This window comes from Marinobacterium rhizophilum (assembly GCF_024397915.1).
GTDB lineage: Bacteria > Pseudomonadota > Gammaproteobacteria > Pseudomonadales > Balneatricaceae > Marinobacterium_A > Marinobacterium_A rhizophilum_A.
Window position 1 is genome coordinate 3,843,473 of sequence record NZ_CP073347.1, and the last position, 13,172, is coordinate 3,856,644.

Genomic DNA, 13,172 nt, shown 5'->3' on the forward strand with positions numbered 1-13,172 from the left:
ATGTCCTCACCCAAATATAAAGACCTGCGTGATTTCATGGCGATGCTCGAAGCGCGCGGTGAACTCAAGCGCATTTCCCAGCCGATTGATCCCAACCTCGAAATGACTGAAATCTGCGACCGTACGCTGCGTGCGGGCGGGCCGGCATTGCTGTTCGAAAATCCCAGGGGGTATGACTACCCGGTACTGGCGAACCTGTTCGGTACGCCGCAACGGGTGGCGTTGGGCATGGGGGAGGAAACGGTCGAGGCGCTGCGTGAAGTCGGCAAGGTGCTGGCGCAGCTGAAGGAGCCTGAGCCGCCCAAGGGAATGAAAGACGCCTGGGAAAAACTGCCGATTTTCAAGCAGGTACTGAACATGGGCCCCAAGGTGGTGAAATCCGCCCCCTGCCAGACCCATGTGATCGAAGGTGATGACGTCGACCTGTACAAGCTGCCCATTCAGACCTGCTGGCCTGGCGATGCGGGGCCCCTGGTGACCTGGCCGCTGGTGATTACCCGCGGCCCCAACAAGTCGCGTCAGAACCTGGGTATTTACCGTCAGCAGCTGATTGGCCGCAACAAGCTGATCATGCGCTGGCTGGCCCACCGTGGCGGGGCGCTGGATTTCCGTGAATGGAAGGAGCAGCACCCCGGCAAACCCTTCCCGGTGGCGGTGGCGCTGGGCGCTGACCCAGCGACCATTCTGGGGGCGGTAACACCGGTGCCGGATACCCTGTCCGAATATGCATTTGCCGGTTTGCTGCGTGGCGGCAAAACCGAGGTGATCAGCTGTCTGGGTAACGATCTGCAGGTTCCGGCCAGTGCGGAGTTCATTCTGGAGGGCTACATTCACCCCGACGAGATGGCGGATGAAGGGCCCTTCGGCGACCACACCGGCTACTATAATGAGGTGGACCGTTTTCCGGTGTTTACCGTTGAGCGTGTGACTCACCGTAACCGGCCGATCTATCACAGCACCTATACGGGTCGTCCGCCCGACGAGCCGGCGATTCTGGGGGTGGCTTTGAACGAGGTGTTTGTGCCGATTCTGCAAAAGCAGTTTCCGGAGATCGTCGACTTCTACCTGCCACCAGAAGGCTGCTCGTACCGCATGGCGGTGGTGACAATGAAGAAGCAGTACCCGGGGCACGCCAAGCGCGTGATGCTGGGGGTCTGGTCCTTCCTGCGTCAGTTCATGTATACCAAGTTTGTGATCGTCTGTGACGATGATGTCAATGCGCGGGACTGGAACGACGTTATCTGGGCCATTACCACCCGCATGGATCCATCCCGGGATACGGTGCTGATCGACAATACACCGATCGATTACCTCGATTTTGCCTCGCCGGTGTCGGGCCTGGGTTCCAAGATGGGCATGGATGCCACTAACAAGTGGGAAGGCGAGACGCAGCGTGAGTGGGGTGTGCCGATCCGCATGGATGACGAGGTCAAGGCCCGTGTCGATGCAATCTGGGATGAGCTGGGTATCTTGAATGGCTGAGCAGTCCCGCCGGGTACTGCTTGAGGGTACGGACCGGGTGATTGATACGGACCCCGGTGAAACATTGCTGCAGGCACTGGAGCGGCTGGGGTATGGCATGCGACGCAGCTGTTGCAACGGTGTCTGCGAAATTTGTGAGGTCAGCCTGTTGCAGGGGGAACTGCACCAGCGCTATCCAGAGCGCCACCTGTGTGCGCCACCGCCGGGTGCCGCGGCGGGCGAGATATTCGCCCTGGCTTGTACCAGCGTGCCGTTGACCGACGTTAGCGTAAAGATAAAGGGACTCAAACTCCCTGGAGAAGTAGTAGTGAAGAAACTGAACTGTGACATTACCTCGGTCGAGGTGCTTAACCGGGATGTGTATCTGGTTCGGCTGCGCCTGCCGGCTACCGCGTCACTGGCGCTGGAATTCCAGGCTGGGCAGTACCTGGATATCTGCCTGCCCAACGGCAAAAAAGCTTCGTTTTCAATCGCCTCCGCCCCTGAGCTGGAGCGCATGCTGGAGCTGCATATTCGCCTGCAGCCGGACAGCGAGATGTCCTGTGCCGTGATGGCTCACCTGCAGCAGGAAAAAACGGTCGAGATCGAAGCCCCCAAGGGCGTCTGCTGCCTGAGTGCGGCAGCGCTGGCTGCCGATGACAGGCTGGTGTTTGCGGCGGCCAGCACCGGTTTTTCCCAGATCAAGAGCATGGTCGAACACCTGCTGGCCCGCAAGGTACAAAACCAGATTCGCATTTACTGGGGCGCGCGCGATGCGGCCGATCTTTATCAGCTGGCACTGCCTGAGCAGTGGGCGCGGGAATACCCCAATGTGCACTTCGTGCCGGTGGTGAGCGAACCAGAGCTGAGCCCGGACTGGGTGGGTCGTACCGGTCTGCTGCCCCAGGCCATGCTGGAAGACATGGACCACTTTGCCGATACCCACGTCTACGCCAGCGGTTCGCCGGCCATGGTGTATGCGCTGCTGGATGCCTGTGAAGAGCATGGCATGGGTGCAGAGCAGCTGCATTCCGATGTGTTCGCCTATGCTCCGCGGCCGGTCAAGTAGGCGGCCACGCGATAGCGCCTGCCCAAAAAGGACAGAAGCCATGCAAGATGGCGTCTGTCCTCGACTTTTCTCTGGACGTTCAACCGTTTGAAGGCAGCCCCCGTGACCCGGGCTACCCGGTTATTGCAGCATTTTCAGTATCTGGTCTTTAAGCTGCACCCGGCGCCGCTTCATTTGTTCAAAATTGTCATCTGTCGTAGGAACGTTGCGCATCTCCAGACCACGTACGCTGTGGTCAAGCTTGTGGTATTCGCTGGCCAGCCGGGCGAAGGTTTCATTTTCTTCTTTCAGTTGGCGAATACGTGCGGCATGTTGTGGAAAATCTTCGTACAGGCTGTGATTGAGATCGGACATGGGAGTCTCCATCGCTTGGTCATCAGTGAGCCGGGGAGGGGATGCTTCCATCCCTGCATTCAGTCTAGCTTTCCAGCGGTATCCCCGCCATGGTGCGCTCCCGGTCCCGCCCAGACCTGATTTTCCCGGTCGCCAAAAGCGCTAAAAAGCAGGATCGATGCAATACTGAGACAGGCTTCAATACGGTGGACGAGCGCGACAAGCGCGGCGTCTCACGGGAGCCGTGTCCTGTCGCTGTTCTATTCGCATTGCGGGAAAACCCCCGCGGGGCATCGCAGTAGCGCCCTGCGTGCGGATCTGCGGCGACTGGGCGCTATCCATACAGCTTTGTGCTGGGGAGGACTCATGGACAGGCGGCATTTCCAGGCGGACAAAATCCGCAACATTGGCATCATTGCCCATATCGATGCGGGCAAAACGACGGCCACCGAGCGCATGCTGTTTTATAGTGGCATTACCCACAAGCTGGGCTCCGTGGACGATGGCACGACCACGACCGACTGGATGGACCAGGAGCGTGAACGGGGCATCACGATCGTATCGGCCGCCATCACCGCGCAATGGCGTGACCACCAGATCAACATCATCGACACCCCGGGACATATCGATTTTACCGCTGAAGTGCAGCGTGCCTTGCGGGTACTGGATGGTGGCGTGGTGGTGTTTGATGGTGTCCACGGGGTCGAGTCCCAGAGCGAAACCGTGTGGCGCCAGGCGGAGCGCTATCGGGTGCCGCGCATTTGTTTTATCAACAAGATGGATCGTGTCGGCGCGAACTTTGAGCAGGCGCTGGCCAGTATCCGTGAGCGCCTGCATGTCACGCCCGTGGCGGTCAACATACCCGTGGGGGCTGAAAGTACCTTCGCTGCAGTGATCGACGTGCTGGGCATGCAGCTGATTCGCTGGCCAGACGAGTACGGCGCAGCCCCGCAATACGAACCGGTACCGCAGCCCCTGCAGCCGGCAGCGCTGGAAGCCCGGCGGGTGTTGCTGGAGGCGATCTGCGAAACCGATGATGGCTTGCTGGAACGGTACCTGGCGGATGAGCCGGTAGAGCCGGCCCAGTGGCGGGTCGCCTTGCGTCGGGCGACACTGGAGAACCGGCTCTATCCGGTCTTTTGTGGCTCGGCGCTGCGCAATATCGGCATTCAGCCCCTGCTGGACGGGGTTGTCGACCTGCTGCCCTCACCATCCGATCGGCTGGAAGTGGTAGGTCATCACCCCGTCAGCGGCGAGGAGGAGCACTGGAAACTCAGTCTCGACGAGCCCCTTTGTGCGCTGGTGTTCAAGACGGTGACCGACCCTTACGCCGGCCAGATGGCCTACGTGCGAGTGTATTCCGGCAGTCTGAAAACGGGTGATGCCGTATTCAACCCCCGCACAGGGCACAAATTGCGCATCGGCCGGCTGGTGCGCGTGTTTGCTGACCGTCGTGAGGATATCGACACCGTCCCCGCCGGAGAAATCGATGCGGTGGTCGGTCTCAAGGATGTGGTGACCGGTGATACGCTGTGCGCGCTGGACCATCCGCTGGTACTGGAGTCGATCCAGTTTCCGGACCCGGTGATCAACATTGCCATTGAGCCCTGCGCGGTGCGCGACCGGGACGAAATGAACCGGGCGCTGGCGCAGCTCAGGGAAGAAGACCCCACCTTTCATGTGCATTTCGATGACAACAGCGGCCAGACCATCCTGTCCGGCATGGGCGAACTGCATCTGGAAATCCTGATGACCCGTATTGAGCGCGAGCATCATATCAAGCTGCGCAGTGGCCCGCCGCGCGTGACATACAAGGAGACGGTCAGTCAGGCGGTCAGCCGTATCGAGGGACGTTATGTGCATCAGAGTGGTGGCCATGGTCAGTTTGGCCATGTCTTTATTGACCTGGCCCCCGGTGAGGCTGGCTCAGGGGTCGTTTTTTCGCAGCAGATCAAGGGCGGTGTCATACCGGCGGCCTTTATTGCAGCGGTGAAAAAGGGTGTGGAGGAAGCCGCGCAAACGGGACTGATCGGGGGCCAGGAGATCACCGATGTCGCCGTGACCCTGGTGGATGGTTCCACTCACAGCGTCGACTCCAGCGAGCTGGCCTTCAAGAATGCCGGATTGCAGGCGTTCAGGGACGCAGCAAAACAGGCACAGCCGAAACTGCTGGAGCCCGTTTGCAGCATAACCGTGGTGACGCCGGAGGAAAATATGGGTGATGTCCTGGGGCAGCTCAGCGCGCGCCGGTGCGAAGTCCACAGCACTGTGCCCCGTGCCGATGGTACCCATGACATACAGGGGCTGGTGCCCCTGGCTGAGATGTTCGGCTATGCCACCGACCTGCGATCCGTCACCCATGGCAGGGCGCTTTTCACGCTGGAGTTTGATCACTACGCCGAGGTGCCTGGCAAGGTGCTGGAGAAGCTGAAACTCAAGTCCTGAGTGCAAAACGGACCCTCAAGGGTCCGTTTTGCATTTTGCCCAGTGCGGCCTGTCAGGCGCTTATGGGAGCGGCCTTGTCGGGCATTGGCAGGTTGGGAAGGCCGGCGCCGGTGGCGGATAGTCCTTCCTGCAGCAGGGTGGCGACCTTGTCGTGCTCACCCAGGTGCTGCAGCAGGCGACACAACTCACCGTAGGCATCGGCACTCGCTTGCAGTGCGATGCTTTGCTCGAAATAGTCGATGGCCTTGCCCCAGTGCTCGTTGCGCATGGACAGGCGCCCGAGGGTCAGCAGCAGGTCGGCGCTGTCGGGGTGATCCTTCTGCCACTTGCGGGCGACTTCCAGCTGCTTGTGGGCGTTCTCGCCCCGCAGGCGGCCGTAGATCCGTACCAGGTTTTCACTCCAGCCACGCTTGATCTGGTCGCGCAGGAATATCTCGGCACGGGCTTCTTCGCCCAGGGTGACGAGCTGGGCGACATAGTCGCACACCAGGTTTTCATCGCTTGTCAGCCGGGCGGGCAGGTCCTGCCAGGCACGGTTAAGTGCCTGTACCCGGTTTTCATGCTCGGTCTCCGCCGGCAGCTGGGCCAGGCTGGTGCCGAGCATTTCCCGGTAGCAGCGTAGCTCCAGTGCCTGGATAGACTCATCCGGCAGCACTTTATTCTGACGCAGGTCCGGTATCAGGGCGGCCAGGGCTTGCCAGTCATTTTGACGCATCAGGCAATGGTGCAGCAGGCGCAGAACCTGGCTGTGCTTGGGAGCCCTCGCGTACAGCGCCGACAGCGTTGTGTGGCAATCCTCGAACTGATCGCGTTCGAACTGCAGCTGTGCCTGGGCGAGATCGACTGCAGTCGTATTTTGCGGGTCCTGCCGGCGAGCCCTTTCAAGCAGTTCGTCGGCGGCCTTGGCATCGCCCTGTTCCTGGGCCGCCTGGGCCGCGGTCAGGTAGTTGACCAGTGGCAGCTCGGCTCGGGGAGCTGCCTGACTTAGATAGCGCTGTGCTTTCCACCAGCTGCCTTCGGCGAACGCCTGCAGACCCTTGAGGGTTTTGCGATGGGCACTGCGCCGTGCACGGCGCTCGCCCCAGTGGCGCAGTTCGGTGGTGGGAATGCGCGCCTTGGACAGGAGCCGGAGCAGCAAATGGGTCAGCAAGAAACTGACCAGGCCGACGACCAGCAGTACCCACAGGCTGGTTTCAACGGTAGTACCGCTGTAGGACAGCAGGACATAGCCTGGATCCTGTACCATTTTTTCGCCCAGCCAGGCGCCGGCAAAGAGTATGACCAGTAAAAGCAGGAGTCCTCGTTTCATATCACGCGGCTCCTTCCTGCTTCAGTTTTGCCATGTGCTCAAGGTAGGCCTTGAGGGTGTTGAGGGAGCCGGAAATATCCGGTACCTCGGGCGCAACCTGCAGCTGTCTGAGTTCGGCGATGCCGCGCAGCAGGGCGTTGGTGGTGGCGTCCTGCGGATCAAAGTAGGTATCGATCCAGTTTTCCGCCTTGACCAGTGCGCTGTCGTAGGCGTTCTGCTTGCGCTGCAGCAGCGCAAGCTGAGCCTGCTCGAGCATCAGGTGCAGGTTCTGCTGCAGGAAAAAGTGCTGTTCGGGGGAGAGCAGGGGCTCGACCGGTTCGTCACGGTGCTGAATCACGATCAGCTGCTCGAACTTGCTGATGGCGCCGTTCCAGGAGGCCTTGAGACCCTGGGTCCAGGACTCGGAGACGCTGTCCGGGGTGATCTGTTCCAGCAACGCCGGCAGCTCGCGCTTGTTGGTGACCGGCACCAGGCTCAGGCGGTCGACCTGGGTGTTGAGTGCACCCAGCTGCAGGAAGGCGCCCTCGGTGTCCAGCCGCGGCACGGACTCGAGGGCGGCGATATCCGCGGCCAGAGCCTTGCGTACTTCATAGATCGAGACATCGTCGGTTTCTTTCAGAATGAGGTCGGCGGACTTCAGCAGTTTCAGGGCGCCGTCGGCGGTCTGCTCCATCAGTACACGCTGGTTGGCCAGGCGCAGCAGGTATTCAACCTCCGCCAGCAGCCAGTCCTTGCGCGAACTCTGCTGGCGCGACATGACCTGCTGAATGCTCTGGGTCAGACGTTCCTGCAGGGCATCAATACCGCTCTTGTCGGTCTGGGCCTGTGACCTGAACGCGGCCATCTGCTGTTGCAGACCGTCGAGCTCCTGGGTCAGCTGGGCCTGGCCGTCGGCCTGGGCGCTTTCGACCTGCTCGTTGATCTGCTGCAGTGCCTGGGCATTGCCCTGCTGCCACTGCCAGCCGTGCCAGCCCAGGAAGATAACCAGCACCAGGGCGATGATGGACAGCAGCAGTGCGGCGAAGGCGGGCCAGCGGGCGGCCCTGGTCGTTTTGGAGGATGGCGGGCTGTCGCTGCTGCCCGGCGTTGCCTGGGTCGGCACTTCGGTCACTTCGGCGTCAATGATTTCGGGCGTCCGGTTTTCTTTGTTTCTATTCCCTTTGTCGCTCATCAGTCTTTTTCCGCGTCGATTTTAGTCAACAGCGCCCCGATCATGCTCTGGTCGTCGGGGCCGCTCGCAAGAATAACCTGTTTGAACCCGGCCGCGGTGGCCAGGGCTGCGATACGCTGGCTCGGAACTACCAGCGGGCACGGTTGCAGCTGTGCCAGTCCATCGGTGCCCTTAAACTGTTGTGCCAGCGCGACCAGGTTACTCAGGCTTTCGCCACTGGTGATCAGGATAGCGGATAAGGGCGCGGCATAAATAGCACTTTCGATAGTGTCCGGTGGCAGTTCCGGGCGGGCTCGGCGGTAAAGTATCGCCTGATCGACCCGGGCGCCGCGGTTTTGCAGTTCGCTTGCCAGGGCGTCGCGGCCACTGTCACCGCGCAGTATCAGGATGCGCAGGCCGTCGACCTGCTGTAGCTCCGGGGTCCGCAGCAGGGCTTCGGAATCGTACCCGTCGTGGCTGTGACGGGCGTTGATGCCGTAGTCGTGCAAACGGGCTGCGGTACTGGCCCCTATGGCCATCCAGTGTACGCCCAGCGGCAGCTGCGGCCAGTAATCGTCGATCAGATCAAGTCCCAGGCGTGCGGCATTGGCGCTGACCACGATAACGGCGTGGTACAGATCAAGGTCCAGCACGCACTGTTTGCTGTGCTGGAATTGCGGGTCTGCTGCGCTCAGGGAGGCAATATCCAGCAGCGGCAGCAGCACTGGGTCGGCACCCTGGGCACGCAGCAGCTCAGCCTGCTGCCGTGCCTGATGGCTTGGCCGGGTAACCAGTATTCGCCGGCCGCCGAGTGGTGCTGACGGCGTATCAGTCGGCATGCTGATCATAAACGGCGGCAAGGATGCGATCGGCGCCGGCGGCCAGCAGGCGTTCGGCCAGTTCAATGCCCAGGGCCTTGCCCTGATCGGGCGTGCCGCTGATGTTGTCCTCAAGCACCTGGGTGCCGTCGGGACTGGCCACCAGGCCGCGCAGCCAGAGCCGGTCCTGGGCCTCGTTGAGAGTGGCGAAGCAGGCGATCGGGACCTGGCAGCCGCCTTCCAGGCGCCGGTTCATGGCACGCTCTGCCTCCACACACCAGGCGCTGGGCTGATGGTGCAGTGGTGCCAGCAGGTCGCGGGTACGCTGGTCGTTGAGGCGGCATTCTATCCCCACAGCGCCCTGGCCACCGGCGGGCAGGCTTTCTTCGGCGGGCATGCTGGCACGAATCCGCTCTTGCAGCTTGAGGCGAATCAGGCCAGCGCTGGCCAGGATGATGGCATCGAATTCGCCTTCGTCGAGCTTTCGCAGGCGGGTCTGCACATTGCCGCGCAGGCTGCGGATCACCAGGTCCGGCCGTCGTGCCCGTAGCTGGGATTCGCGGCGCAGGGAAGAGGTGCCGACCACGGCGCCTGCGGGCAGGTCATCCACACAGGCATGGGTGTTGGAGACAAAGGCGTCGGTGGGGTTTTCCCGCGGGCAGATCACCGCCAGGCCAAGACCTTCGGGGAACTCCATGGGCACGTCCTTCATGGAGTGCACGGCAATATCGGCGTCGCCATCGAGCATGGCGTTTTCCAGTTCCTTGACGAACAGGCCCTTGCCGCCGACCTTGGCCAGCGGGGTGTCGAGAATCTTGTCACCGCGGGTGGTGAAGCCGATGAGTTCAATCTCGATGCCGGGGTGGTGGCGTTCCAGTTCGGCTTTGACGTACTCGGCCTGCCAGAGGGCCAGCAGGCTTTTGCGGGTGGCGATGCGAATCTTGTCGGTATTCATCGGGCTCTCGTTTTGACTGTCCCGGATCTAGCACCGGGTCCTGAACGGGGTTGCAGGGATTGTAACAGATCGTCTGAACACTCTGGACCTGTGCCACAAAAAGCGGATTGCCGGCGCTCAGGTTTTGGCGGCTAAAGGTGGTATAATTTTGCCCCAGTTTCTTCAGCTGCCGGCGGCCCGGTGGTCACTCCAGTCAGAGGTTTTCCTGATGAGCAACAAAACCAATCAGCAATGGGGCGGACGTTTCAGCGAACCGACCGATGCCTTCGTCGCCCGTTTTACCGCATCTGTTCAGTTTGATCAGCGCATGTACCTGCAGGACATCCAGGGTTCCATCGCCCACGCCAGGATGCTGGCTGCCGCCGGCGTACTGACGGAGTCCGAGCGCGATGACATCATTCGCGGCCTGGGCGAGATTCGCGTGGAAATCGAGCGTGGCACCTTCGAGTGGTCCATCGCGCTGGAAGACGTGCACATGAACATTGAGGCGGCACTTACCGCGAAGATCGGCATCACCGGGAAAAAGCTCCATACCGGCCGCTCGCGCAACGACCAGGTTGCCACCGATATCCGCCTGTATGTGCGTGACGAGATAGACCGCATTCTGGCTGAAATCAGCCGCCTGCAGCAGGGCATGCTGAGCCTGGCCGAGCGCGAAGCCGATACCATCATGCCGGGCTTTACCCATCTGCAGACTGCCCAGCCGGTCACCTTTGGCCATCACATCATGGCCTGGTTCGAAATGCTGAGCCGTGACTACGAGCGCTTCGTGGATTGTCGCAAGCGCGTCAACATCATGCCTCTGGGGGCCGCGGCGCTGGCGGGCACGACCTATCCAATCGACCGCAACATGACCTGCGCGCTGCTGAGCTTCACGGCGCCGGCGGGTAATTCGCTGGATGCCGTGTCGGACCGGGATTTCGCCATCGAATTCTGTGCCGCCTCCAGCGTGCTGCTGATGCACATGAGCCGGATGTCGGAAGAGCTGGTGCTCTGGGCCTCGGCGCAGTTCAACTTCATCAATCTGCCGGACCGCTTCTGCACCGGTTCGTCGATCATGCCGCAGAAGAAAAACCCGGATGTTCCGGAGCTGGTACGTGGCAAGAGCGGGCGTGTCTATGGTCACCTGATGTCACTGCTGACGCTGATGAAGTCCCAGCCGCTGGCCTACAACAAGGACAACCAGGAAGACAAGGAGCCCCTGTTCGACACCATCGACACCGTTAACGGTTGCCTGCGTGCCTTTGCCGACATGGTGCCGGCGCTGGAATCACGCAAGGACAGCATGCGCGAGGCGGCCAAGCGCGGTTTCTCCACCGCGACCGACCTGGCGGACTACCTGGTACGCAAGGGCGTGGCCTTCCGGGACGCCCACGAAATCGTCGGCAAGTCGGTGGCGTTCGGTATCGCCGAAGGGCGGGATCTGAGCGAGATGACGCTGGCAGAACTGCAGCAGTTCTCCGATGTGATCAGCGCCGATGTATTTGATGTGTTGACGCTGGAAGGCTCGGTGGCCGCACGCGATCATGTTGGCGGCACGGCGCCGAATCAGGTGCGCGCTGCCGTGACGCGCGGGCAGGCACTGCTGGCAGAGCGCTCGGCAGACGAACCGGCCTAGGCCGTCGTGCAGCCCGGCGAGGCAGAATGCCCGCCGGGGCTTGGCAGGCATGGCCTGTATCCTGAACGCAGAGCCGGGTGGCTAAACGCCGGGCGCTGCGTTTTTTGTTTGGGGTGAGTGGGGTTATTTCAGCGTAATATCCACCATCAGGTCGCTGGCGATCGCTTCCAGTGCCTGTTGCAGTTCGTCGATATCGAGCCCTTCCGGGGCCTGCAGGCTGGCCTGGGCCTTGAACAGCTGCTCGCCGGACATGGAGCCGGACGTCAGCTCGGTATCCAGGCTTTCCACGTTGATATTGCGTGCAGCCAGAGCCTGGGCAATTTCACGCACAATACCGGGCTTGTCATGACCCACGAGTTCGAGGGCAATGGGGCTGCGGCTGGTCTCGCTGGCGGCATCATCACTGCGCTCGGCCGTCACCTTGAGACCCTTTCCACTTAATGCTGCCAGCGATTGCTCAAGGGCGGTCGCGTCCCCGGCGGGCACGCTGACGATCAGGATGCCGGCAAACTTGCCGCCCAGGCGCGACATGCCGGACTCAAGCCAGTTGCCGTTGTGGCGGGCAATGGTTTGGGACAATAATTCCACCAGGCCGGGCTTGTCCGGACCGATGACGGTTAATACCAGGGATGTCATCATGTTACGCTCCTGTATGCTTTTACCCAGCGCGCGGGCCGAAGATCCGGCCGGCGTGCCCAATAGTGCGGGCAGCTCCCCACCGGCGTGCTCGTCTCAGGCTGTACCGGTGCCCGGTCTTGAGTGTGTCCGGTTTACCGTCGGGTCGCAAGCGCGAGGTCGTCTGCGCTCTGGCTCGGGCGAAACAGGATTCTTGTCGCCTTTGTAAGAGGGAGCTCACGCCCATGCTCGATATGCTGCTCATGCTCTGGCCGGTATTCGCATTACTGATGCTTGGTGTACTGGCGCGCCGTTACGATTTTCCGGGGGAGAGTTTCTGGCCGCTGGCGGAGAAGGCAACGTATTTTGTGCTCTTTCCCGTACTGCTGGTGGCGCGCCTGAGTCAGGCGGATATCAGTACTGTTTCCATTGGTGGCGTTGGAATGGCGGTACTGTTATTGCTGCTGGCGGGCAGCGCGTTGTGTTATCTGCTGCGACCGTTGATGAAACTCAGTGGCGCGGAATTTACGTCTTTTTACCAGGGCGCGATGCGCTTTAATACCTACGTGGGGCTCGCGGCGGTGGCGGCGCTCTATGGTGAGTCCGCGCTGGCGGTGTCGGCGGTGATCATTGCGTTTATGATTCCGCTGCTAAATGGCTTCTGCGTGCTGGTGTTCGCGTTTCACGCCGGTGGCTCCCGTGGGCTGCGTCCGGTGCTGGGAAACTTGCTGCGCAATCCACTGATTCTGGCGTCGGTGCTGGGCATGCTGCTGAATTACAGTGGCATTGGCCTGCCGCTGCTGGTGGCTCCCGTGGCCGAACTGCTGGGGCAAATGGCCTTGCCGCTGGGGCTGCTGGCCGTGGGCGCAGGGCTCAGCCTGAAGGCGCTGCGTACCGTGGGGCCTGTACTGCTGGGGGCCTCGCTCATCAAGCTGCTGCTGTTTCCATTGCTGGCACTGGCGCTGGCAGAGTTGCTGTCACTGGCAGAGCTGACCCGGAATTTGCTGATCCTGTTTGCCGCACTGCCGACGGCGGGCTCCGCCTATATTCTGGCACGCCAGCTGGGGGGGGATGCGGCCATGATGGCCGCCATTATTACCGGCCAGACCCTGTTGTCCGCATTAACCATTCCGCTCATGCTGGGCTGGCTGCTTTAGCTGCAGGCGCAGACCTTTTCCTGGGACTGGGACTGGGGCTGAGGCACCCTGTTGGTAGCTGGAAAAATATTTCACGGCTGTGACAGGTTAATGCCCTGCACCCTGCAATGCGGGAGTGTTATTTTGCGCATTTTTTCGTGTGCAGTATTAAATAAGGCCGCCGGCCGGCCGATACGCTAAAAAAGTAAGCGCCAGTTGTTGCAATATTGCTGCAATCTGGAACACTACACGGCATTCTGTTT

At 61.2% G+C, this 13,172-nt stretch carries 11 protein-coding genes; 5 read left to right on the top strand and 6 right to left on the bottom strand.

Annotation, left to right across the window (positions count from 1 at the left end; all coding sequences use genetic code 11):
* Complete coding sequence (ubiD, locus tag KDW95_RS17250) at positions 1–1,482, top strand: 4-hydroxy-3-polyprenylbenzoate decarboxylase (protein WP_255853045.1); 1,482 nt, start codon at positions 1–3, stop codon at positions 1,480–1,482.
* A complete protein-coding gene (locus tag KDW95_RS17255) occupies positions 1,475–2,530 on the top strand; it encodes a 2Fe-2S iron-sulfur cluster-binding protein (RefSeq protein WP_255853046.1) in 1,056 nt (351 codons plus the stop codon). Before ubiD ends, KDW95_RS17255 begins: the two co-directional genes overlap by 8 nt.
* 120 nt (positions 2,531–2,650) lie before the next feature.
* Here KDW95_RS17255 and KDW95_RS17260 read toward each other — a convergent pair whose 3' ends face one another.
* Positions 2,651–2,884 carry a YdcH family protein gene (locus tag KDW95_RS17260; protein ID WP_255853047.1) on the bottom strand — a complete coding sequence of 78 codons (234 nt, stop codon included), beginning with the start codon at positions 2,882–2,884 and terminating at the stop codon, positions 2,651–2,653.
* Between the two features lie 345 nt (positions 2,885–3,229).
* On the opposite strand from KDW95_RS17260, the gene fusA reads away from it, so the two are divergent.
* Positions 3,230–5,308: an elongation factor G gene (gene fusA / locus KDW95_RS17265; RefSeq protein WP_255853048.1), complete on the top strand. Its 2,079-nt coding sequence runs from the start codon at positions 3,230–3,232 to the stop codon at positions 5,306–5,308.
* Between the two features lie 52 nt (positions 5,309–5,360).
* Here the strand turns inward: fusA and KDW95_RS17270 are convergent, their stop codons facing one another.
* Genes KDW95_RS17270 through hemC form a run of 4 tightly spaced genes read right to left on the bottom strand, consistent with a single transcriptional unit; the run spans position 5,361 to position 9,540 of the window.
* Positions 5,361–6,617, bottom strand: coding sequence for a heme biosynthesis protein HemY (locus tag KDW95_RS17270; RefSeq protein ID WP_255853049.1), 1,257 nt, complete (start codon positions 6,615–6,617; stop codon positions 5,361–5,363).
* A 1-nt stretch (position 6,618) separates the two neighbouring features.
* Entirely contained in the window at positions 6,619–7,788 is a 1,170-nt protein-coding gene (locus KDW95_RS17275; protein ID WP_255853050.1) for a uroporphyrinogen-III C-methyltransferase, read from the bottom strand.
* On the bottom strand, positions 7,788–8,606 hold the full coding sequence (locus KDW95_RS17280) for a uroporphyrinogen-III synthase (RefSeq protein WP_255853051.1): 819 nt from the start codon (positions 8,604–8,606) through the stop codon (positions 7,788–7,790). The genes KDW95_RS17275 and KDW95_RS17280 overlap by 1 nt, the downstream gene beginning before the upstream one ends.
* Positions 8,596–9,540 carry a hydroxymethylbilane synthase gene (hemC, locus tag KDW95_RS17285; protein ID WP_255853052.1) on the bottom strand — a complete coding sequence of 315 codons (945 nt, stop codon included), beginning with the start codon at positions 9,538–9,540 and terminating at the stop codon, positions 8,596–8,598. The genes KDW95_RS17280 and hemC overlap by 11 nt, the downstream gene beginning before the upstream one ends.
* Positions 9,541–9,748: 208 nt before the next feature.
* On the opposite strand from hemC, the gene argH reads away from it, so the two are divergent.
* On the top strand, positions 9,749–11,158 hold the full coding sequence (gene argH / locus KDW95_RS17290; RefSeq protein ID WP_255853053.1) for an argininosuccinate lyase: 1,410 nt from the start codon (positions 9,749–9,751) through the stop codon (positions 11,156–11,158).
* Between the two features lie 123 nt (positions 11,159–11,281).
* On the opposite strand, the gene KDW95_RS17295 is transcribed toward argH, so the two are convergent.
* The gene (locus tag KDW95_RS17295; protein ID WP_255853054.1) at positions 11,282–11,797 is read right to left on the bottom strand and encodes a glycine cleavage system protein R; all 516 of its coding nucleotides are present in this window, start codon (positions 11,795–11,797) and stop codon (positions 11,282–11,284) included.
* 221 nt (positions 11,798–12,018) lie between these two features.
* Between KDW95_RS17295 and KDW95_RS17300 the strand changes: the two genes are divergently transcribed.
* Positions 12,019–12,930 carry an AEC family transporter gene (locus KDW95_RS17300; RefSeq protein ID WP_255853055.1) on the top strand — a complete coding sequence of 304 codons (912 nt, stop codon included), beginning with the start codon at positions 12,019–12,021 and terminating at the stop codon, positions 12,928–12,930.
* Positions 12,931–13,172: the final 242 nt, after the last annotated feature.

Coding starts and splice junctions, on each gene's coding strand:
- argH (WP_255853053.1), top strand. CDS start 9,749: ATGAGCAACAAAACCAATCAGCAATGGGGCGGACGTTTCAGCGAACCG.
- fusA (WP_255853048.1), top strand. CDS start 3,230: ATGGACAGGCGGCATTTCCAGGCGGACAAAATCCGCAACATTGGCATC.
- KDW95_RS17270 (WP_255853049.1), bottom strand. CDS start 6,617: ATGAAACGAGGACTCCTGCTTTTACTGGTCATACTCTTTGCCGGCGCC.
- KDW95_RS17255 (WP_255853046.1), top strand. CDS start 1,475: ATGGCTGAGCAGTCCCGCCGGGTACTGCTTGAGGGTACGGACCGGGTG.
- ubiD (WP_255853045.1), top strand. CDS start 1: ATGTCCTCACCCAAATATAAAGACCTGCGTGATTTCATGGCGATGCTC.
- KDW95_RS17295 (WP_255853054.1), bottom strand. CDS start 11,797: ATGATGACATCCCTGGTATTAACCGTCATCGGTCCGGACAAGCCCGGC.
- KDW95_RS17300 (WP_255853055.1), top strand. CDS start 12,019: ATGCTCGATATGCTGCTCATGCTCTGGCCGGTATTCGCATTACTGATG.
- KDW95_RS17260 (WP_255853047.1), bottom strand. CDS start 2,884: ATGTCCGATCTCAATCACAGCCTGTACGAAGATTTTCCACAACATGCC.
- KDW95_RS17275 (WP_255853050.1), bottom strand. CDS start 7,788: ATGAGCGACAAAGGGAATAGAAACAAAGAAAACCGGACGCCCGAAATC.
- KDW95_RS17280 (WP_255853051.1), bottom strand. CDS start 8,606: ATGCCGACTGATACGCCGTCAGCACCACTCGGCGGCCGGCGAATACTG.
- hemC (WP_255853052.1), bottom strand. CDS start 9,540: ATGAATACCGACAAGATTCGCATCGCCACCCGCAAAAGCCTGCTGGCC.